This window comes from Haloparvum alkalitolerans, assembly GCF_050122995.1.
GTDB lineage: Archaea > Halobacteriota > Halobacteria > Halobacteriales > Haloferacaceae > Haloparvum > Haloparvum alkalitolerans.
On the sequence record NZ_JBNLIA010000002.1, the window covers coordinates 171,012 to 186,196 of the forward strand.

General features: G+C 63.0%; 12 protein-coding genes. 11 read left to right on the plus strand and 1 reads right to left on the minus strand.

From position 1 onward, the window contains the following. Nucleotides 1-165 precede the first annotated feature (165 nt). From ACQE3L_RS02680 to ACQE3L_RS02700, 5 genes are all read left to right on the plus strand, one after another. On the plus strand, nucleotides 166-1,245 hold the full coding sequence (locus ACQE3L_RS02680) for a hypothetical protein (RefSeq protein WP_426962247.1): 1,080 nt from the start codon (nucleotides 166-168) through the stop codon (nucleotides 1,243-1,245). Between the two features lie 179 nt (nucleotides 1,246-1,424). Then, entirely contained in the window at nucleotides 1,425-2,135 is a 711-nt protein-coding gene (locus ACQE3L_RS02685) for an ABC transporter ATP-binding protein (RefSeq protein ID WP_426962248.1), read from the plus strand. Then, complete coding sequence (locus ACQE3L_RS02690; RefSeq protein WP_426962249.1) at nucleotides 2,132-3,364, plus strand: ABC transporter permease; 1,233 nt, start codon at nucleotides 2,132-2,134, stop codon at nucleotides 3,362-3,364. Before ACQE3L_RS02685 ends, ACQE3L_RS02690 begins: the two co-directional genes overlap by 4 nt. After that, complete coding sequence (locus tag ACQE3L_RS02695; RefSeq protein ID WP_426962250.1) at nucleotides 3,361-4,593, plus strand: ABC transporter permease; 1,233 nt, start codon at nucleotides 3,361-3,363, stop codon at nucleotides 4,591-4,593. The genes ACQE3L_RS02690 and ACQE3L_RS02695 overlap by 4 nt, the downstream gene beginning before the upstream one ends. A 93-nt stretch (nucleotides 4,594-4,686) precedes the next feature. Then, nucleotides 4,687-5,304 (plus strand): hypothetical protein, encoded by a 618-nt coding sequence (locus tag ACQE3L_RS02700; protein WP_426962251.1) that lies wholly within the window; start codon nucleotides 4,687-4,689, stop codon nucleotides 5,302-5,304. Nucleotides 5,305-5,350: 46 nt separating this feature from the next. Here the strand turns inward: ACQE3L_RS02700 and ACQE3L_RS02705 are convergent, their stop codons facing one another. Next, complete coding sequence (locus ACQE3L_RS02705; protein WP_426962252.1) at nucleotides 5,351-7,480, minus strand: DUF4129 domain-containing protein; 2,130 nt, start codon at nucleotides 7,478-7,480, stop codon at nucleotides 5,351-5,353. A 451-nt stretch (nucleotides 7,481-7,931) separates the two neighbouring features. Here ACQE3L_RS02705 and ACQE3L_RS02710 point away from each other — a divergent pair, with 451 nt between their 5' ends. From ACQE3L_RS02710 to ACQE3L_RS02735, 6 genes are all read left to right on the plus strand, one after another. Continuing rightward, nucleotides 7,932-8,267: a DUF7985 family protein gene (locus ACQE3L_RS02710; protein ID WP_426962253.1), complete on the plus strand. Its 336-nt coding sequence runs from the start codon at nucleotides 7,932-7,934 to the stop codon at nucleotides 8,265-8,267. 93 nt (nucleotides 8,268-8,360) lie between these two features. Then, nucleotides 8,361-9,983, plus strand: coding sequence for a DUF8186 domain-containing protein (locus ACQE3L_RS02715; protein ID WP_426962254.1), 1,623 nt, complete (start codon nucleotides 8,361-8,363; stop codon nucleotides 9,981-9,983). Further along, nucleotides 9,980-10,810 carry a hypothetical protein gene (locus tag ACQE3L_RS02720; RefSeq protein WP_426962255.1) on the plus strand — a complete coding sequence of 277 codons (831 nt, stop codon included), beginning with the start codon at nucleotides 9,980-9,982 and terminating at the stop codon, nucleotides 10,808-10,810. The genes ACQE3L_RS02715 and ACQE3L_RS02720 overlap by 4 nt, the downstream gene beginning before the upstream one ends. Beyond that, nucleotides 10,807-11,913: a TrbL/VirB6 family protein gene (locus ACQE3L_RS02725; RefSeq protein WP_426962256.1), complete on the plus strand. Its 1,107-nt coding sequence runs from the start codon at nucleotides 10,807-10,809 to the stop codon at nucleotides 11,911-11,913. The genes ACQE3L_RS02720 and ACQE3L_RS02725 overlap by 4 nt, the downstream gene beginning before the upstream one ends. Next, nucleotides 11,910-13,016 carry a TraC-like domain-containing protein gene (locus tag ACQE3L_RS02730; RefSeq protein WP_426962257.1) on the plus strand — a complete coding sequence of 369 codons (1,107 nt, stop codon included), beginning with the start codon at nucleotides 11,910-11,912 and terminating at the stop codon, nucleotides 13,014-13,016. The genes ACQE3L_RS02725 and ACQE3L_RS02730 overlap by 4 nt, the downstream gene beginning before the upstream one ends. Beyond that, nucleotides 13,009-15,057, plus strand: a complete 2,049-nt coding sequence (locus ACQE3L_RS02735; RefSeq protein WP_426962258.1) for a VirB4 family type IV secretion system protein — start codon at nucleotides 13,009-13,011, stop codon at nucleotides 15,055-15,057. Before ACQE3L_RS02730 ends, ACQE3L_RS02735 begins: the two co-directional genes overlap by 8 nt. The last annotated feature ends 128 nt before the right edge of the window (nucleotides 15,058-15,185 follow it).

Below are 15,185 nucleotides of genomic sequence, written 5' to 3' on the forward strand. Positions count from 1 at the left end.
AAGAATTCCGGTGGTGTACCCGGTTAAGCAATCGGTATACTTTTTCGATCCTACTATATTCCACAGACAAACATACATGAAACATGGGGGGAGGATGCAGCCACATACATCAGACCCAATTGGTTCATACCGATTAATTAAGGGCCGGGGCTGATAGAGACACTTATGAACTCCCGTTGGTTCCTTGGGCTCTCTCTACTTGTGATAATCGCAGTTGGAGTCGGGGTTGCCGGTGCTAGTGTGACTGCCTCAGATGAGTTTTCACTAGCGATGGATTCCAGTATCGATGTCCAGCCACAAACTGTGACGATAGAAGGGTCGACGTATAGTTTTGCGTCAATCGGGACCACATCGGCAGACAGCACGTTCGATGTCTCCGCGACGGGACCAGACGGAACCAGCTTCCGTATTCATCTCCGCGATTCCGAGAAACAGATCGCGACAACAGGGTCACGAATGGAAGGGAGTGGAGTTGAAACGTTCGATGCGAGCGAACTCACCCCCGGAACTTACATGATTCTGATCTCTGCAGACGGGTCGTACGAAGCAGCACTACCACTCGTGGTAGACGGATATGACACCTCCCTATCCGCACCGACTACTGTTGAGCCCGGCGAAACAGTGGCGATACAAGTAACCACAACGCAGACGGACGAATCCGCGGAGCCAATAACGCAGGCAGGCCTCGTCACAACCCATGAAGGAGAGGAACGCAACATTTCGATGACACACGTGGGTGATGGCACGTATGAAGCCACGGTGACGTTCGAAGAGGAAGGCACCCATTCGATCTATGCAGGGGTCCGTGGCGAATCGGAGATCAACGGCGAGAAACAGTTCGTCGGGCTCTCGGACAGATCGACAGTCAAGGTTGAGGCCGATGACGGGAGCACCGACGATGGAAGCTCGGGAAGCGGTGCTGGTGGCCCGACCGAGACTCCTATCGAGACAGACACCACGACAGAAGAGACGACTGCGACGGAGGAAGCTACCCCGGAGACCACCACAACTGCTACATCGACTCAAACGGAAACCACGACCGCTCAGTCCACGGACCGAACAGAGTCACCGACAGAGGGAACGGAATCAGAGGACTCTACGACTACTGAGAGCGGACCAATAACGCCGAGTGGGACACAGACGCCGGAAGACAAAAGTGGAGTTGATGTCCCGCTTCGGGGAGTTCAACTCCTGCTGTTCACGCTATTGCTCGGTGCTGGGTATATCCGATTTAGCGATCAGTGATCAGTCTGATAGAGTAGGTGAACTGGAACCTCTCGGTATCACTTTCTTGGGCGTGTTTGTTTCATCATAGGATACAGAGAGTGCACCGATACAGTCCAGCAATCGTCACAGACTGTCACGCCGGTGTAGAACCAAACCCCTATTTTTAATTGGGCTGTCAGCATTGCTGGAGTTATTGAATGTCGGAGCCAGCCACACCACCATCCGTTGCAGTAGAGTGTACTGGTGTTACGCGAGTGTTCGACACGGACGATGGCTGGTTCGAACGGGGAGATGGGCGATCGGTAACTGCGTTGGAGGATGTCTCGATAAGTGTCTCAGAGGGTGAAGTCGTTGGGGTCGCTGGACCCAGTGGAAGCGGTAAGTCCACATTGCTGCATCTGCTCGCGGGGCTGGACTCGCCGACGGCTGGTGCGGTTCGGATCCGTAGCCGGGATATCGCCACACTCGGTCGCCGCCAGCGGGCGCAATTTCGGCTCGCACACGTTGGACTGGTGTTTCAGCGGTTCCACTTGCTCCCGGCATTGACTGCACGCGAGAACGTGGCGTTGCCGCTCGTCGCACAGGGGCAGGCCAAAGGGACGCGACAGGAGCGGGCAGAGGATTTGCTTAACCGGGTGGGGCTCGGCGATCGTCTGACTCATCGGCCGGGATCGCTCAGTGGGGGCGAACAGCAACGGGTTGCGATTGCGCGCGCACTCGCGGCCGATCCCGCGGTCGTGATTGCGGACGAACCGACTGGCGAGTTGGACAGGCAGACGGGTGAGGCCGTGCTTGATCTGTTGACCGAGGTGAGCGATGGACGGGCGGTGATCGTTGCGTCACACGATGAGTACACGCTGAGTCGGACGGACCGCGTGCTTCGACTGCGAGATGGGCGTGTGGAATGAGGGAGCGCCTGCTTCACGTCATCGGGATCGGTGCTCTTGGCGGGCGTCGCGTGGTGGGTCGGCTTCGCGGTGCGTCGCCGGGGCGTACTGCCGTCTGTATCACGGGTGTCGCGGTCGCAGTCGGGCTGTTGATGGTCGTGACGGGGCTGTCACTCGGGCTGGCAACGGGCGCAACCGTCGACGGTGATGGTGTGAACTACTGGATCGTTCCGGATGACGGGAACGCCGGGAGCGTGCCGTTGAGTGCGGAAGGGACCCAACTTGGGGACGTGCACACGACGGCAGCACGGATCGAGTCGGACGAACGGGTGCGGTACGCAACGCCCGTTGCGATCCACCCAATACGGATACAGAATCCGGAGACTGACGAACGGATGTACGTGCTCGCGCTGGGGATCATTCCGACTGCTGAGCAGACCCATATCTCCGGGCTCAACATATCGACGCTTGACACCGCATATCCCCACTACGCCAACGGTACATACGAAGGAGCGTGGACTGGTGAAACCGTCATCACGCCCGCGGTGAGCGCAGAGATCGGCACCGAACGAGGCGGTCCTCTCGAGCTCGCCCGTGACGACCGTGAGCTCGATGTCGTCGGCGCCGCGGAGACGAACCTCTCCGCAGGCGTTGGGGAGGTGCCCGCGGTCGTCATGCCGCTTGCGGAGCTGCAGACGGTGACCGGTACTGCGAGCGGTGATCAGGCCGACCAGATCATGGTAAGTACGAGCGACAGTCGCGTCCGCGAGAGTCTCACGGGGATCTATCCGCGGACGAAGGTCATCACGCGGTCCGGTATCGTAGGTGCGGACACCACGCCGACGAGTCTGCCGCTCGCCATGGCGTTGACGGCCTCGCTCGTGGCTGGGGGAATCGGGGTGGCCTTCGTGGCGACGATGATGGGGCTCGAGTTGACCGCGGGGCGGCGCGAACTCGCGATGCTTGGGGCGATCGGGTTCTCACAGCGCAGTCGGGCGCTTCTGTCCGTCAGCGAGACGCTCATCGTCTCCGCACTCGGGGGCCTGCTTGGGGTTGTGTTCGGCACCGCTGGGATCCTCGCACTGAACGCGGGCATCGCGCAGACAATCGGTCTCTCGACGGTTGCGGAGCTGTCGCTCCCGCTCGCGGGATACGCGTTCGTGATGGCGCTACTTGTTGGGCTGTTGTCGGCGCCGTATCCGCTGTATCTAGCTCTGCGGACGGACACCTTGGAGGAGTTGACCCGATGACGCGCAGTCGAACGGCAGCAGGAATGGTGTGGCTCGGCCTCCGCCAGCTTCGGTCGGATCGGATGCGGACCCTCCTCGCGGTTGCGGGCGTTGCGCTTGCGGTCCTCGCGGTGACCCTGTTGGCAGGCGTCGGCGTGGGCGTCGTCGAGACGGGGGATCAGCTGTTCAACGAGTCCGACCGTGACCTGTGGGTCTCCGGGGGGCCGATCCAGATCGCACCGGGGACGGTCGGCGGCTTTCAGAATCCGGTTCCGGACGCACACACGCTGTCCGCGGAGATTCAGGAGCATCCCGATGTCCAGACGGCCGTGCCAATGGGGTTCCAGGTCGTCTACGTGAGCCCTGACGGCGAGGAGTTCGACACCGTGATGGGGAGTGGCGCCCCCGGTGGTGGTGGCTCGGTCGCGATCACGAACGGGAGCGGCTTCTCGGGCGCGGACACCCACTACGCGGGCGGCGAGTACGATGGGCCCATGACGCATGAGGCGATCATCTCGCCGGAGATCGCCGAGCGGTACGACCTCGAGGTTGGCGACACTATCTACATGGGCGGCACGATCGCGAACGCTCGCCGGAACGAGTTCGAGGTCGTTGGGATCTCGCCGACGTTCGCGAACTTCCTCGGGACGGGGACTGTCACGACGCGACTGAGCGAACTACAAACGCTCACTGGGAACGCGTATCAGGACCGGGCGACGCTCATCACGATCCGACTCGAGGATGGCGCAGATCCGGAGACGGTTCGCGACGAGCTCGCGGCCGCGCATCCCGAGTACACGTTCAAGACGAATCAGGAGCAGTTCGTCGACCTGCTCGAACGCCAAGCCGTCATTCTTGCGGGCGGCGTGAGTTTGGTCGTCCTCGGCGTTATCGGTGGGGCACTGCTTGCCGTCAACCTGCTTTTGTCGCTGATGTACGCGCAACGGGATGCCTTCTCGGTGCTGCGAGCGCTCGGTGGCTCGCGCACGCAGATCGTCGGCGTCGCAGTGACACAGGCGATCGCGATCGCGGCCGGTGGGTGTTTCGTCGGGCTCGTCTTGACACCTCCTACGGCGATCGTGTTGGAGACGGTCGCAGCCACCGTGACTGGGTTCGAGGGACTGGTCCAGGTGCCCCAGGAGGCGTATCTCGGTGGCGTGGCCGTCGCGACCGTGTTCGCGATCATCGGCAGTCTGGCCGGGGCATGGCGTGTCACACGGCTGACCGCGGCCGCGGAACTCGTCCGTTGACGGACAGCAGGAAGCCGAACGCCTCTGTGCGTGTCGGGGATCTGTTCCTCGCGAAATCTGGCTACTTTTGAATCCCTAACTCGACGGACAAATGTGGAGGGGAGGAACATCGCCGCCAGAGTGAGGGCCTACCTGCTGGTGGCGAAAGCGGTAGTTCGAACCATGCTGTGCGTGAGTGCCGTGTTCATCGTTGCGGCCATTCCAGTCCTCACTGTGGGGGCCGCAGTCACGGCTGCGATTGCCGTTACGTTTCGGACGAGCCAGCTCGCTCACGGACCTCATCAATCATCAATACGGACGCAGATGCGGTTTTTCTGGCGACGGTGGTGGCAGGAACGCTGGCGTGCACTGCCGCTCTCCCTGCTTGCACTCTCTCCGCTACTCCCCGGTCTAGTGGGACGAAGGTGGCTACTGTGGGGATCTCGGAGCCCTCTGGAGGCGATCGTCGGGCTCGGGCTGCTCGCTGTCGTGACGCTTTGGGTGCTGCGTGCTGGATCGCTGCTCGCGTCGTATCCGTTTCTTGCTGGCTCGACGGCCGTTCGCAATGCCGCGTATCGGCTGTGGGAACGGCCGCGACAGACGGTCGGTGCGCTGGGCGTTATCTGGGTCGTCCTTTCCGTGGCGATTGTGGTCCACCCGCTGCTCATCCCGTTTGTGCTTGGAGCCCTCTCAGTGTGGGAGGGCATCATGTACGGGACGCGTGTGGACTAGTGACCCCTACGAGGGAGTCTGAGAGGCAGGAGCGCCCCACGACGAGCTAGCGTTCCGTCTGGGACCCGTCGGTGGGTGTCGACTGTCTCGCATCGACCAGGGACTCCGCCGTCTCGACCGCGTCGTGTGCAGCAGTCGCGTCGACGGGTGTCTCTCCGAACGTGGCGCGCTCGAACGCTTGAGTGAGCGTGTGGAGTGGGCTGCTGTCTTGGAGGTGGTCCTGGATCCGTGCTGCAAATTCGCGGGGGGTTGCCGCTTCGAGGTCGGCATCAGTTACGCGATCTTGGAGTGCGCGTCTCGCGGCCGCGTACGAGGCCGTGACTGCGGTCGTCGTGTTCCCGGCAGCGTCCGCGGCCTTTGCGTGTTCGAGTAACTGCTTCGCTTGTGAGGTGGCCGCATCGGGTGTGGTCGTCGATGCGTCGTCCGCCGTGGCTGTGTCCGCCGCCGCGGTCGACGACTTGGGTGCGGTGCCGAACAGGACTGGGACGTACGTCTGAAGGGTCCCTCCCCGCACGTACCACCAGGTTGTGGCGAGCAGCCCGAGAAGGACGACTGCACCGAGACCGATCACGGGTACTGTGGGCAGTTCGGACGCGCTATTCCCCGACTCACTCGTGCTCCCTGAGGCGAGGGGTACTGTCGTCGACGCCTCACTGCCCTCGAGATTGAGCCCGGATCCGTCGAACGTAACGACCGGCTTGATCGCCTCGGCGCTCCGAGCCGTCTCTGGGACCGTGACTGTGTGGGTGAATGTCCCGTCCGTATCGGTCGTTATCGTTGCCAGATGCCGCCCCTCGAGTGTGACGGTGAGCTGTCGTTCGCCGGGAGCGACGCCGGTCGCGGTCGTGAGTTGCCCAGCGAGCGAGAGCGTGTTCTCCGATATGGACGCGTTCATGTCGAGACCCGTTGTGGTCGACCCAACGCGCCTCTCGGCCGACGCGTTCGACGATGCGACCGCCGCCTCCGACAGTCCGACCGCGACAGTCGCCGACTGCGATCCGGCTTCGACTGCGGCCGGCAGCCTCCCGGTCAGGGTGTAGCTGCCGTCCGCGGTCGTCTCGCCTCTCGCAAGCGGTTGGCCGTCCACACTGAGCGTCACCGGGATGCCGGCCACGGTTCGATTCGCGATTGAAACGGTCCCGGTCGCTTCAACCGTCTCGTCGAATTGGACCGTTTCGGTCGCAGTCGTCAGGGCGGTTTCCGATGGCGTTTGCTCCGTCACCGTCAGGGGAATCGTGGTCTCCGACTGGAGATAGGCCGACGAATTGCGAGGGTTGAACCGAACAGGGGCGTCGGTAGCACTCGTCGCGAGGAAGACGGGACGATACACGAGCGAGAAGTGGCCGCTTTCGTTCGTGTCCACCGAATACTGGCGCTGGCCGACGACCACGCCGATGCTCCGGTTCGCGACGGGGTCACCGTCCGTGGTGACGAGCTGACCGGTTACTTCGACTGGCTCCGTAAAGGACCCACTTGAGGTGTTCGCGGTGGCGTTGAGGGTCGTTCCGACGAGTTGTGCATCACGGATCGCCGCCGACTCGTTCGTGACGGTCGCGTTGAGCTCGGCAAGCTGCTGTCTTGACTCGGTAAAGTCAGTCTGGAGATCCTCCTCGAAGGTCGCATACTGCCCATCAAGGTTCGTGGTCGTCTCCGAAATCTCGCTTGCCTGCACCTGCAGTTCGCGAGCCAACTCCCGGGCGCGCTCCTCGTCCCCGTTTGCAACCGCCTCTTCGTACTCCTCGCGAGTCTCCTCGTACTCCTCGAGTTGGTTCGCCAATCGTTCCTGCTCGGCTTTCGTTTCGTTGAGCTCGGCGGCAGTGTCCTCGTTCCCCGTGTCACCGGCAACTTCCACGTACTGGTCGAGAATGGCGTCGTACTCGTCCCCAACCAGCGTCCGTCCATGTTCGTACTGTCCCTGACTGATCTCCCGCGTACTATCGCCAAGTCGGGACGCGAGTTGGGCGGCTAAGTAGGAGGCGACTTGGTCGTCATCACCGTCGCCACTAGCCTCCTCCGGATTTTCGTGTGGGGGAGGCGTTTCAGTCGAGTTGTTTACCACTTGTAACGGTGTGTCAGCCACCGTGTCGACCGCTGCGCCTGCAGGCACCGTGCCCACAATCACGACGCCGATAAAGAGCGCGCCGAGAACGATCGCGACGAACGGGCGACGAGTCACAAGGAATGTCTTGCGACCGACGTATTTAGACCCTTTCGTGTTGTGGGTCGGGGGATTGGGTTGGTGTGATGCGACCGGGAGACTGTGTCGTCGTCCAGCTGTGTCGTCGGAATCCGAGGCGGACTCAGCTGCGTCTGTCAGGGACTGTGGCTCAACGACTGAGTCGACTGCCGAATGGGTACGGCATGCATGAACGTGGATGCAAATTTCATTATCCCAGATCACCTTACAGTCAGTTTATGAATCCCAGAAAATTAATATCTGGATAGCTCGCTATTATGGACTGCTGCTGAGAACAAAACCATCGTGGCACCACCTCGGGACACACGGCTCAGTCGTCGGATGCGCCGGTCTCCGGGGTATCCCCAAATCCACAACAATGACTTCCGATCCTCTCCCAAGCATCCCCGTATCGATCAGTTGGAGACGATGGCTTCCAGGTTGGTGGACGGTGATCGCGACGATCCTGCTTTTGATCGTCGCGGTCGACCCAGTACTCGCACAGGAGAGCGCGGTGTGTGAAGCCGAACGTCTTCCCGAGATGATCTCGGGATTCTTCCAGCTGACGACCGCGGTCGGCCTCATGGGCCTCGTCGTCGTGTGGCAGGCCGACTCGCTGGTCGAGATGTTTACCGTGCGGCCCGACCAGCGTGAAGCCCTCAAGCGGCACAAGCGGACGGCGCTCAAGTCCGCGGTCGTGCTGCTCGTGTTGGGGCCCCTCACGACCGTCGCCGGAAGCATGATGAACCTCCCCATCGCGCAGTGTGTCGATCTCACGCCGTGGTGACCCATTGAGGTCCGATCGATGCGCACACGCGCACCACGACTCCTGCTCGTCTGGCTGGCAATGACCGCCGTCGCGGTCGGAGTAGGCACGGCCATGCAGACGAATGGAGAGGAAGAGCCGCTTACCGAGACGGAGCGAGCGACGCTCTTCTCGAAGCAGCCAGACCCGTGTCTCTCCGAGTCGGAGTACGAAACGGAACACGGGACGGAGCCGACCGCGATTCAGCGGCTCGCCACGTGTACGGACATCACGTTCGCGGAGCCTCCGGACACGGCCGCGAGATGGACGGCCGCCGATTTCCCGACCTTGACGCCAGGGAACGCGTCCACCTCGTACGTGCCCCCGAACGCGAACACGACGGACTCCGTCGCGATCGCCGATGCACACGCCTCGCTATTCGCGATCCATCCCTCAACGTATGTGCACCTGGATGGCGACGATCCGTCGCAGTATATTGCTCCCGAGGGAACCGTTCGCGGTTTCGTCGACTATCGCGTCCGCGAACCGGCCGCGATCACGAACGCGACCAACGCGTCCGTCTCCACCACCGACCACGACATCGAGGAGGTCCGCCTCTACATCGATGGCGAACGGGTCGCCAGCCATGACGGTAACGCGACCCCAGTCCTCGAGTATCGGACGGATGAGAGCGGGCGTGTGGACCTGCGGCTGGAAGCAGACATCCGGGTCGACTTGGAAAGCAGCGCGTCACGTCCGAACGGAACCACCTCGGTCCTGCCTGCCGACGAAGTGACGGTCGCGGAGACTCGGACCGTTCGCGTCTACACGCTCGACGCGGAGTCGTACGAAACGACGTACCCGAATGGAGAAACGGGGCTCGTCATCTACCACGCCCAGCCGTGGCACGGGTACACGCTGACTGCGGACGGGACCGACCGCGTTCGCGGCGTCTGGCGCTACTACACCGGCCGCGATACCCGCTGGGACACCCTGACGCGGTCGACCGCGACGGACGCGGAGACGGTTGACGCGCCTGCACGACCGGTGTACGTACACGCGTTTCCTTCGCGCATCGGTCCTCGTGCTGAACCCGTGCGTGACGGGCCGACGATCCTCGACGTGTGGGGGACTGATGCACCCACGCCAGCTGCAGGACTGCACGAGAATGTTGATGTCGGCGTCGTCAACGAGTCGTACACCCGCTCGTACGGGATGGCGATCCGAACGGATTCGGTCGACGACTCGGCGCTGACTATCCACGGCGTCGTCCGCGGCGTCGAGACGAATCTGAGCGACGTGGAACGCGAACACCGACCCCTTCGCGAGAGCAACCTCTCGGTCACTGTTACTGACCGGAACGAAACAGCAGCGACTCTCCGTATCGAACTCACGGATGCACGGACCGACGATCCGATCGTTCTCCGCGACGGGGATCGCCGTGCGCCGATCGGCGGCGAGCCACGAACGGGAACGCTCCGCGTGAACGGCAACGCCGTCGAGACGAACGGCCGTGGTGTTGCGGTCGTCACCGTCGACGAGCCGGGGATCTATACGGTCGAGTACGAGCCCGAGTCTTGGCGTGCGGCCAGTCCGGCCTACGTGGGTGCAACCGAAAGCGTTCAGTGGCACCCGCTGACGACGGTCTCGGGGTGGCTGCACGTGATCGAGACCGTCGTCGTGTGGGCGATTCCGTTTGCCGTCACGCTATATGCCGGACTCCGGATCGGTCGCTTCTTCCGCATTTCCGACCCATGAACACGAACACCACTCCCTCCAGCAGACGCACCGTCCTCAAAACGCTTGCCCCCGCGGGCGTTCTCGCGCTCGCCGGTTGTCTCGACGGTGACGGTGCCGACTGGACCCCGACCGCGGACGGCCCGCTCGCGGCCGTGGCCGTCGAAGAGACCGAACTCGTCGTCGATCTCGCTGCGGAGGCGAGCGTCGACGCACTCACGGTCGTCGATCCGAACGGCGAGCTCTTCGCCGAGACGACGGTCGCGGCCGGGGTGACAACCGAAACGTTCCCCATCGAAATGCCGTACGCCCCCGGCGAGTACGAGGTCCGTGCCGTTGTTGAGGACGAGGTAACCGACACGGAGACGATTGCGATCCGTCCGGACCTCGAGATTGTGGACCTCAAACTCGGCCGTAACCATCCTGACGAGATGTACGAAGGGGCTCCCGAATTAAGAACACGTACAGAAGTGATAGTCTATCTGGAAAATTCCGGTAGAGGCCCTGATTTTGTGACTGATCTGCGTTTCACTGGTGATGTCCCTAACCCCACAACTGACGGGTTTGATGAAAGCGGAATATTTGATCCATCTGATGGTCAGAGCGTTCCTGCAGATGGAATTGAGATTTCTCCTAATTCCGAATATAAGATATTCAGTTATTCACTCCCATTCTCATCAGCGGGAGATACTGTTGAGTGTCAACCAGGAGGAGCCGAAGGTGAGTTCACGGTCAGTCTAGAGAGTAAAATCACTGGAGAGGATGCAGTCGAAGAGAAATATCAAGTGGTCTATACTGGAGAAGATATGAGCGACTGTAGTATTGAAATCACGGAGGGGTCGTCGTGACCGACATCTCTCTCGTTGATGTTGGTGTTCAATGGTTTCAAGATATAGTTGATAAGGGGATCGAGTGGTTCCAAGATGGGCTGATTAGCGGATATGAATCGGTCACCGAATCGATCTTTTCTACGCCAACACCCCAGACTGGCGAACCGTTCGGATTTGGGGTCCCCACCAACGAACCGTGGAAGACGATCTACGGCGACCTCGTTGGTGGCGAGATCATGATCGTGGCGCTGCTGCTCCTGATCACTTGTGTTCAGGGCCGAAACACGATCCGTATCTTCAACATCGGGTCGACGTATGAAGCGCGGAAGGCTAGAAAGACGGCGTGGACGGGTGGGATCCTGATCGTGGCGTGGTACTGGGTCGCTGCGGTCTCGGTCTATTTCGTCGACGCGTTCACACTCGTCCTGATCCCCTCAGTGGGAACGGTTGCAGGCGCGATGGTCGACCTTCTCACCTCGTCCGTCGAGAACCCCGCCTTGGCCCTCTCGCTCAACATCCTCGGCGGAAGTGCGATGTGGGCGCTGCAGTCGCTGTTCTTCCTCCGGGACGTGCTCTTGATCGTCTTTATCTACGGGATGCCGATCGGGATCGCGCTCGCGTACGGGAACCTCCCGGTCGTCTCGCGGATCGCGAGTCGCGTCTGTCTGAAATTCGTTCCACTACTCGTCATGCCGATTCCGGTCGCGCTCCTCTTCCACGGGTACGAGCTGCTGTTCGGGAGTGGGACCGTCCCGGCAGTCACGCCTGACTCCGCGTTCTTGAGCCATCTCGTCGCGGTCTCGCTGCCTGTGGTGAGCGTGGTCCTCGTCTGGAAGACGTTTTCGTACGCGACGCCGCGGCTCACGCGGACCGTGGAGACGGCTGCGGGCGCGGCACTCACTGCGGGCGCGGTCGTTGGCGCCGGCGCGGCTGCGGGCCCGTGGGCCGCCTCCACGGCTGCCCGGTGGGGACCACGCGCTGCGGCCGGCCACGTCATCGCGAATCGGGTCGCGAACGGAGGAGGCGAAGACGGGGACACGTTCCAGAGCGCGCTCGTGACTGACGGTGACCGGCTCCCCGCCTATCGTCGAACGGGGAACGAACCGGGGGGGACACAATGAGCGACGAGAATCCGGCCCGGCGACGCATCATGGACGCGATCGGCGAGGAGACGCGCGTCCCGCTGTTCAACGTCACCGAAGGGGATCTGTATGTCCTACTGGGCTTTCCCGTTGCTGGCCTACTCACGGCCGCGTTCTCCGGCGTGGACGCCCTCCTCGCCCCGCTCGTGGGACTCGGCATCGTCCTCGGCGTCGCGGCCGTCTCCGCGACGCCCACGCATCGATCCGCGGCCAGCTGGCTCGCGGACGTGGGTCGCTTTTACGTGCTCCGACCGCGCGTGACGCAGCGCGAGCCGACGAATGACGACACAGCCGCGCAGGACCGACGACGTCAGTCCCCGGACCGATCGCTGTCCGAGTACCTGCCGTTCACGGTCGACGAGACGACCCAAGAGCTCACGCAGATCGAACGCGCCTGGCCGGACGCGGCCGCGATTCAGCGCACGGACGGCACGATGGAGGCGTTTCTGGAGGTCCGGCCCGGAAACATGGACTTCGCGATGGCCGACGACTGGGCCAGCGTCCAAGCAGCCGGTGCGGCGTTCGCGAACGACGAGCTCGACTTTCCGCTGACCGTGTACGCGACGACGCGGACCTTCCCGACCGACCAGCTAGTGGCGCAGCTCGAGGAGCGGCTGACCGACCCGGATGTCTCGGACAATCCGGTGTTCGAGCAGCTCGTCGAGGAGTACCGTCGCGAACGCCCTGATGAGCTGGCCGACACACAGCAGGTGCGCTACTACCTCGGCGTGGAGGTTGCACCCTACGAGGTGTACGAGCGCCACGACGACGAGCGGTCGCCTGCCCAACGGCTCACGACGATTCCGGTCCTCGGGGTGCTGGTGCGGCCGTTCGTCACGCGACGCGAGCGGCTCACGGAGGCCGAGCTTCGCGGCCGCGCGCTCTCGAAGCTCGACGATCGGATTCGGGCCGTCCAGACCGAGCTCGTCGGGACGGTGAGCGGGTGGTCCGCGCGGCGACTCTCCACAGTCGAGCTGTTTGGTCTCGCACTCCGGTTCTGGACCGGAAGCGAACGCGAGCAACCCCCGGTGCGCGAACAGGTTGCCGTGGATCACTCATCACGGGATACTGACGATGCGTGAGGCTATCAGCGTGCGTCACGACGCCGTGCTTCAGGGCGGACTGGACACGAGCGTCGACGTGCTGATCGGCTCCGCCGGCGTCATCGGCGCGGTCGTGATCGGCATCCTGATCGGCGGTTGGCTCGTCGAGCGGCGTCCGCGGAACGACCCCGAGGTCGATCTTTCGCAGTTCATTGATCCCGAGCAGATCGCGACCGCGCCGGACGATGGACGTGCGTTCGATGACGTGGCCGACCGCCATGCCGACACGGTCGCCCCCGACGCCATTGAGTGGGAGACGCGCGTCGCCCGGGTTGGCGACGACTGGACATCGACACTGTACATCGCCGACTGGCCGGACTACCCGAGTGACGGCTACCTCAGCGAGCTGTTCACCCTCACGGACGTCCGCTTCGACCTCACCGCCCACGTCCGGCCCAAGGACCAGGCCCGGGCTCGCGACGAACTGCAGACGGTCGCGGACGATCTGAAGGTGGACGCGGATCTCGAAGGAAGCGTTCGGAGCACCTACCTTCACGAGCGGGCCAACGAAGCGGCCGCGACCTATCGCGCCGTCGAAAACGGCCAGCGCGTCTTCGCACAGGCGATGCAGGTCACCGTCCGCGCCGACTCCCGTGAGGAGCTCCGGAACGCCGTGCGCACCGTGAAGCGTCGCCTCCGCGAGTCGCCCGCCGACCTCACGCCGAAAACCGCGATCTGTACGCAGGATCTCGCGCTGCAAGCGGCCGCGCCGATCGGCGACAACCCGTTCGGGCGCGACGCGATCGCGCTCGGTGGCGCGGTCGGCGCGCTCCTTGCGTCTCCCCATTCGCCAACCCTGCTCGAACCGGGCGGCGTCGAAGTCGGCGTCCATCGCCACACCGATAGTCCCGTGGTTGTCGACCCGTTCGCGCGCGAGAACGGCTACGCCATGTTCACGGTCGGCGACCCAGGGTCAGGGAAGAGTTTCAGCGCCAAACAGCAGTTCATCCGCTCCATCGCGCAGTCGGAGGACCGCATCGGCGTGATCCTCGAACCGCTGAACGACTGGACCGGCGTCGCGGACGCCCTTGACGCCCGCCGCATCACGGTCGGGGGCACGCTCGGGCTGAACCCACTCGAGATCCGGCCGACGCCCGAGCACGTGCAGCGCCGCCTCGGTGCCGACGCGAGCCCCTTCACCGAGAAGAAGGACAGCGTGCTCAGCTTCCTCACCAACTTCTTCGCGCTTCGCGGGGTGGACCTCATGGACCGGCGCACGACGCTCGAACTCGCGGTCGACGCGGCCTACCGCGACCGCGGCATCACCGAGGATATCGCCACGCACAGTCGCGAGAGTCCGACGATGACGGACGTGATCGACGTCCTAGAGGGGCTCGTTGAGGACCCGGACGAGTACGTCCTTCGGACGGACGCGGAAGCGGACAAACTCCAAGCGGACGCGACGTGGCTCATCGACCAACTCCGGCCGTTCGCGGAGGGTGGCCGATTCGAGAACCTCGGCCGCGAGACGGCGTTCGACATTCGTGACGAGGACCTCATCTACCTCGACCTCGCCCAGCAGGAGGGGAGCCTCGGCGGACAGACGAGCCTCCTGATGCAGTTGCTCGTCTCGCTCGTCTACGAGCGCGCCAAGGAGACGCCGAAGGAGGTCGTGTTCGTCATCGACGAGGCGCGCTACCTCTTCACTGATGCCGCGAGCCTCTCCTACATCGAGACGATTTTTCGACACCATCGGCATCACAATCTCTCTATCCGACTCGTCACCCAGACGGTCGACGAGTTCTTCCAACAGCCCGAGGCCGAGATGATCCTCGACCAGTGTGCGATCAAGCAGTTCCACCGCCTCGACGGCATGGACGAGGACTGGGCCGCCGAGTTCGGGCTGAATCACGCCCAAATGCGCTACGTCCAAGACGCGATTCCCGGCAATGAGGAGACCGGCTACGCCGAGGCGCTCATCGGCGTCGACGGGGAGTGGCGCGGTATCGAGATCCGTGCCCTGCCGTTCGAACAGGAGGTGATCGAGAATCAATCGACGATCGACGGCAGATCGCCCTGAATGTGCACGAATTGGGGAACTACCGCATAGTTGCGGTGAACGAATGGGGATGGGAGATGGGGGAATCGAGCGGATCGCAGGGGTGGTTCACAAACGTGCCGGGAATCAGGGGCTTTGGGGGACATCCT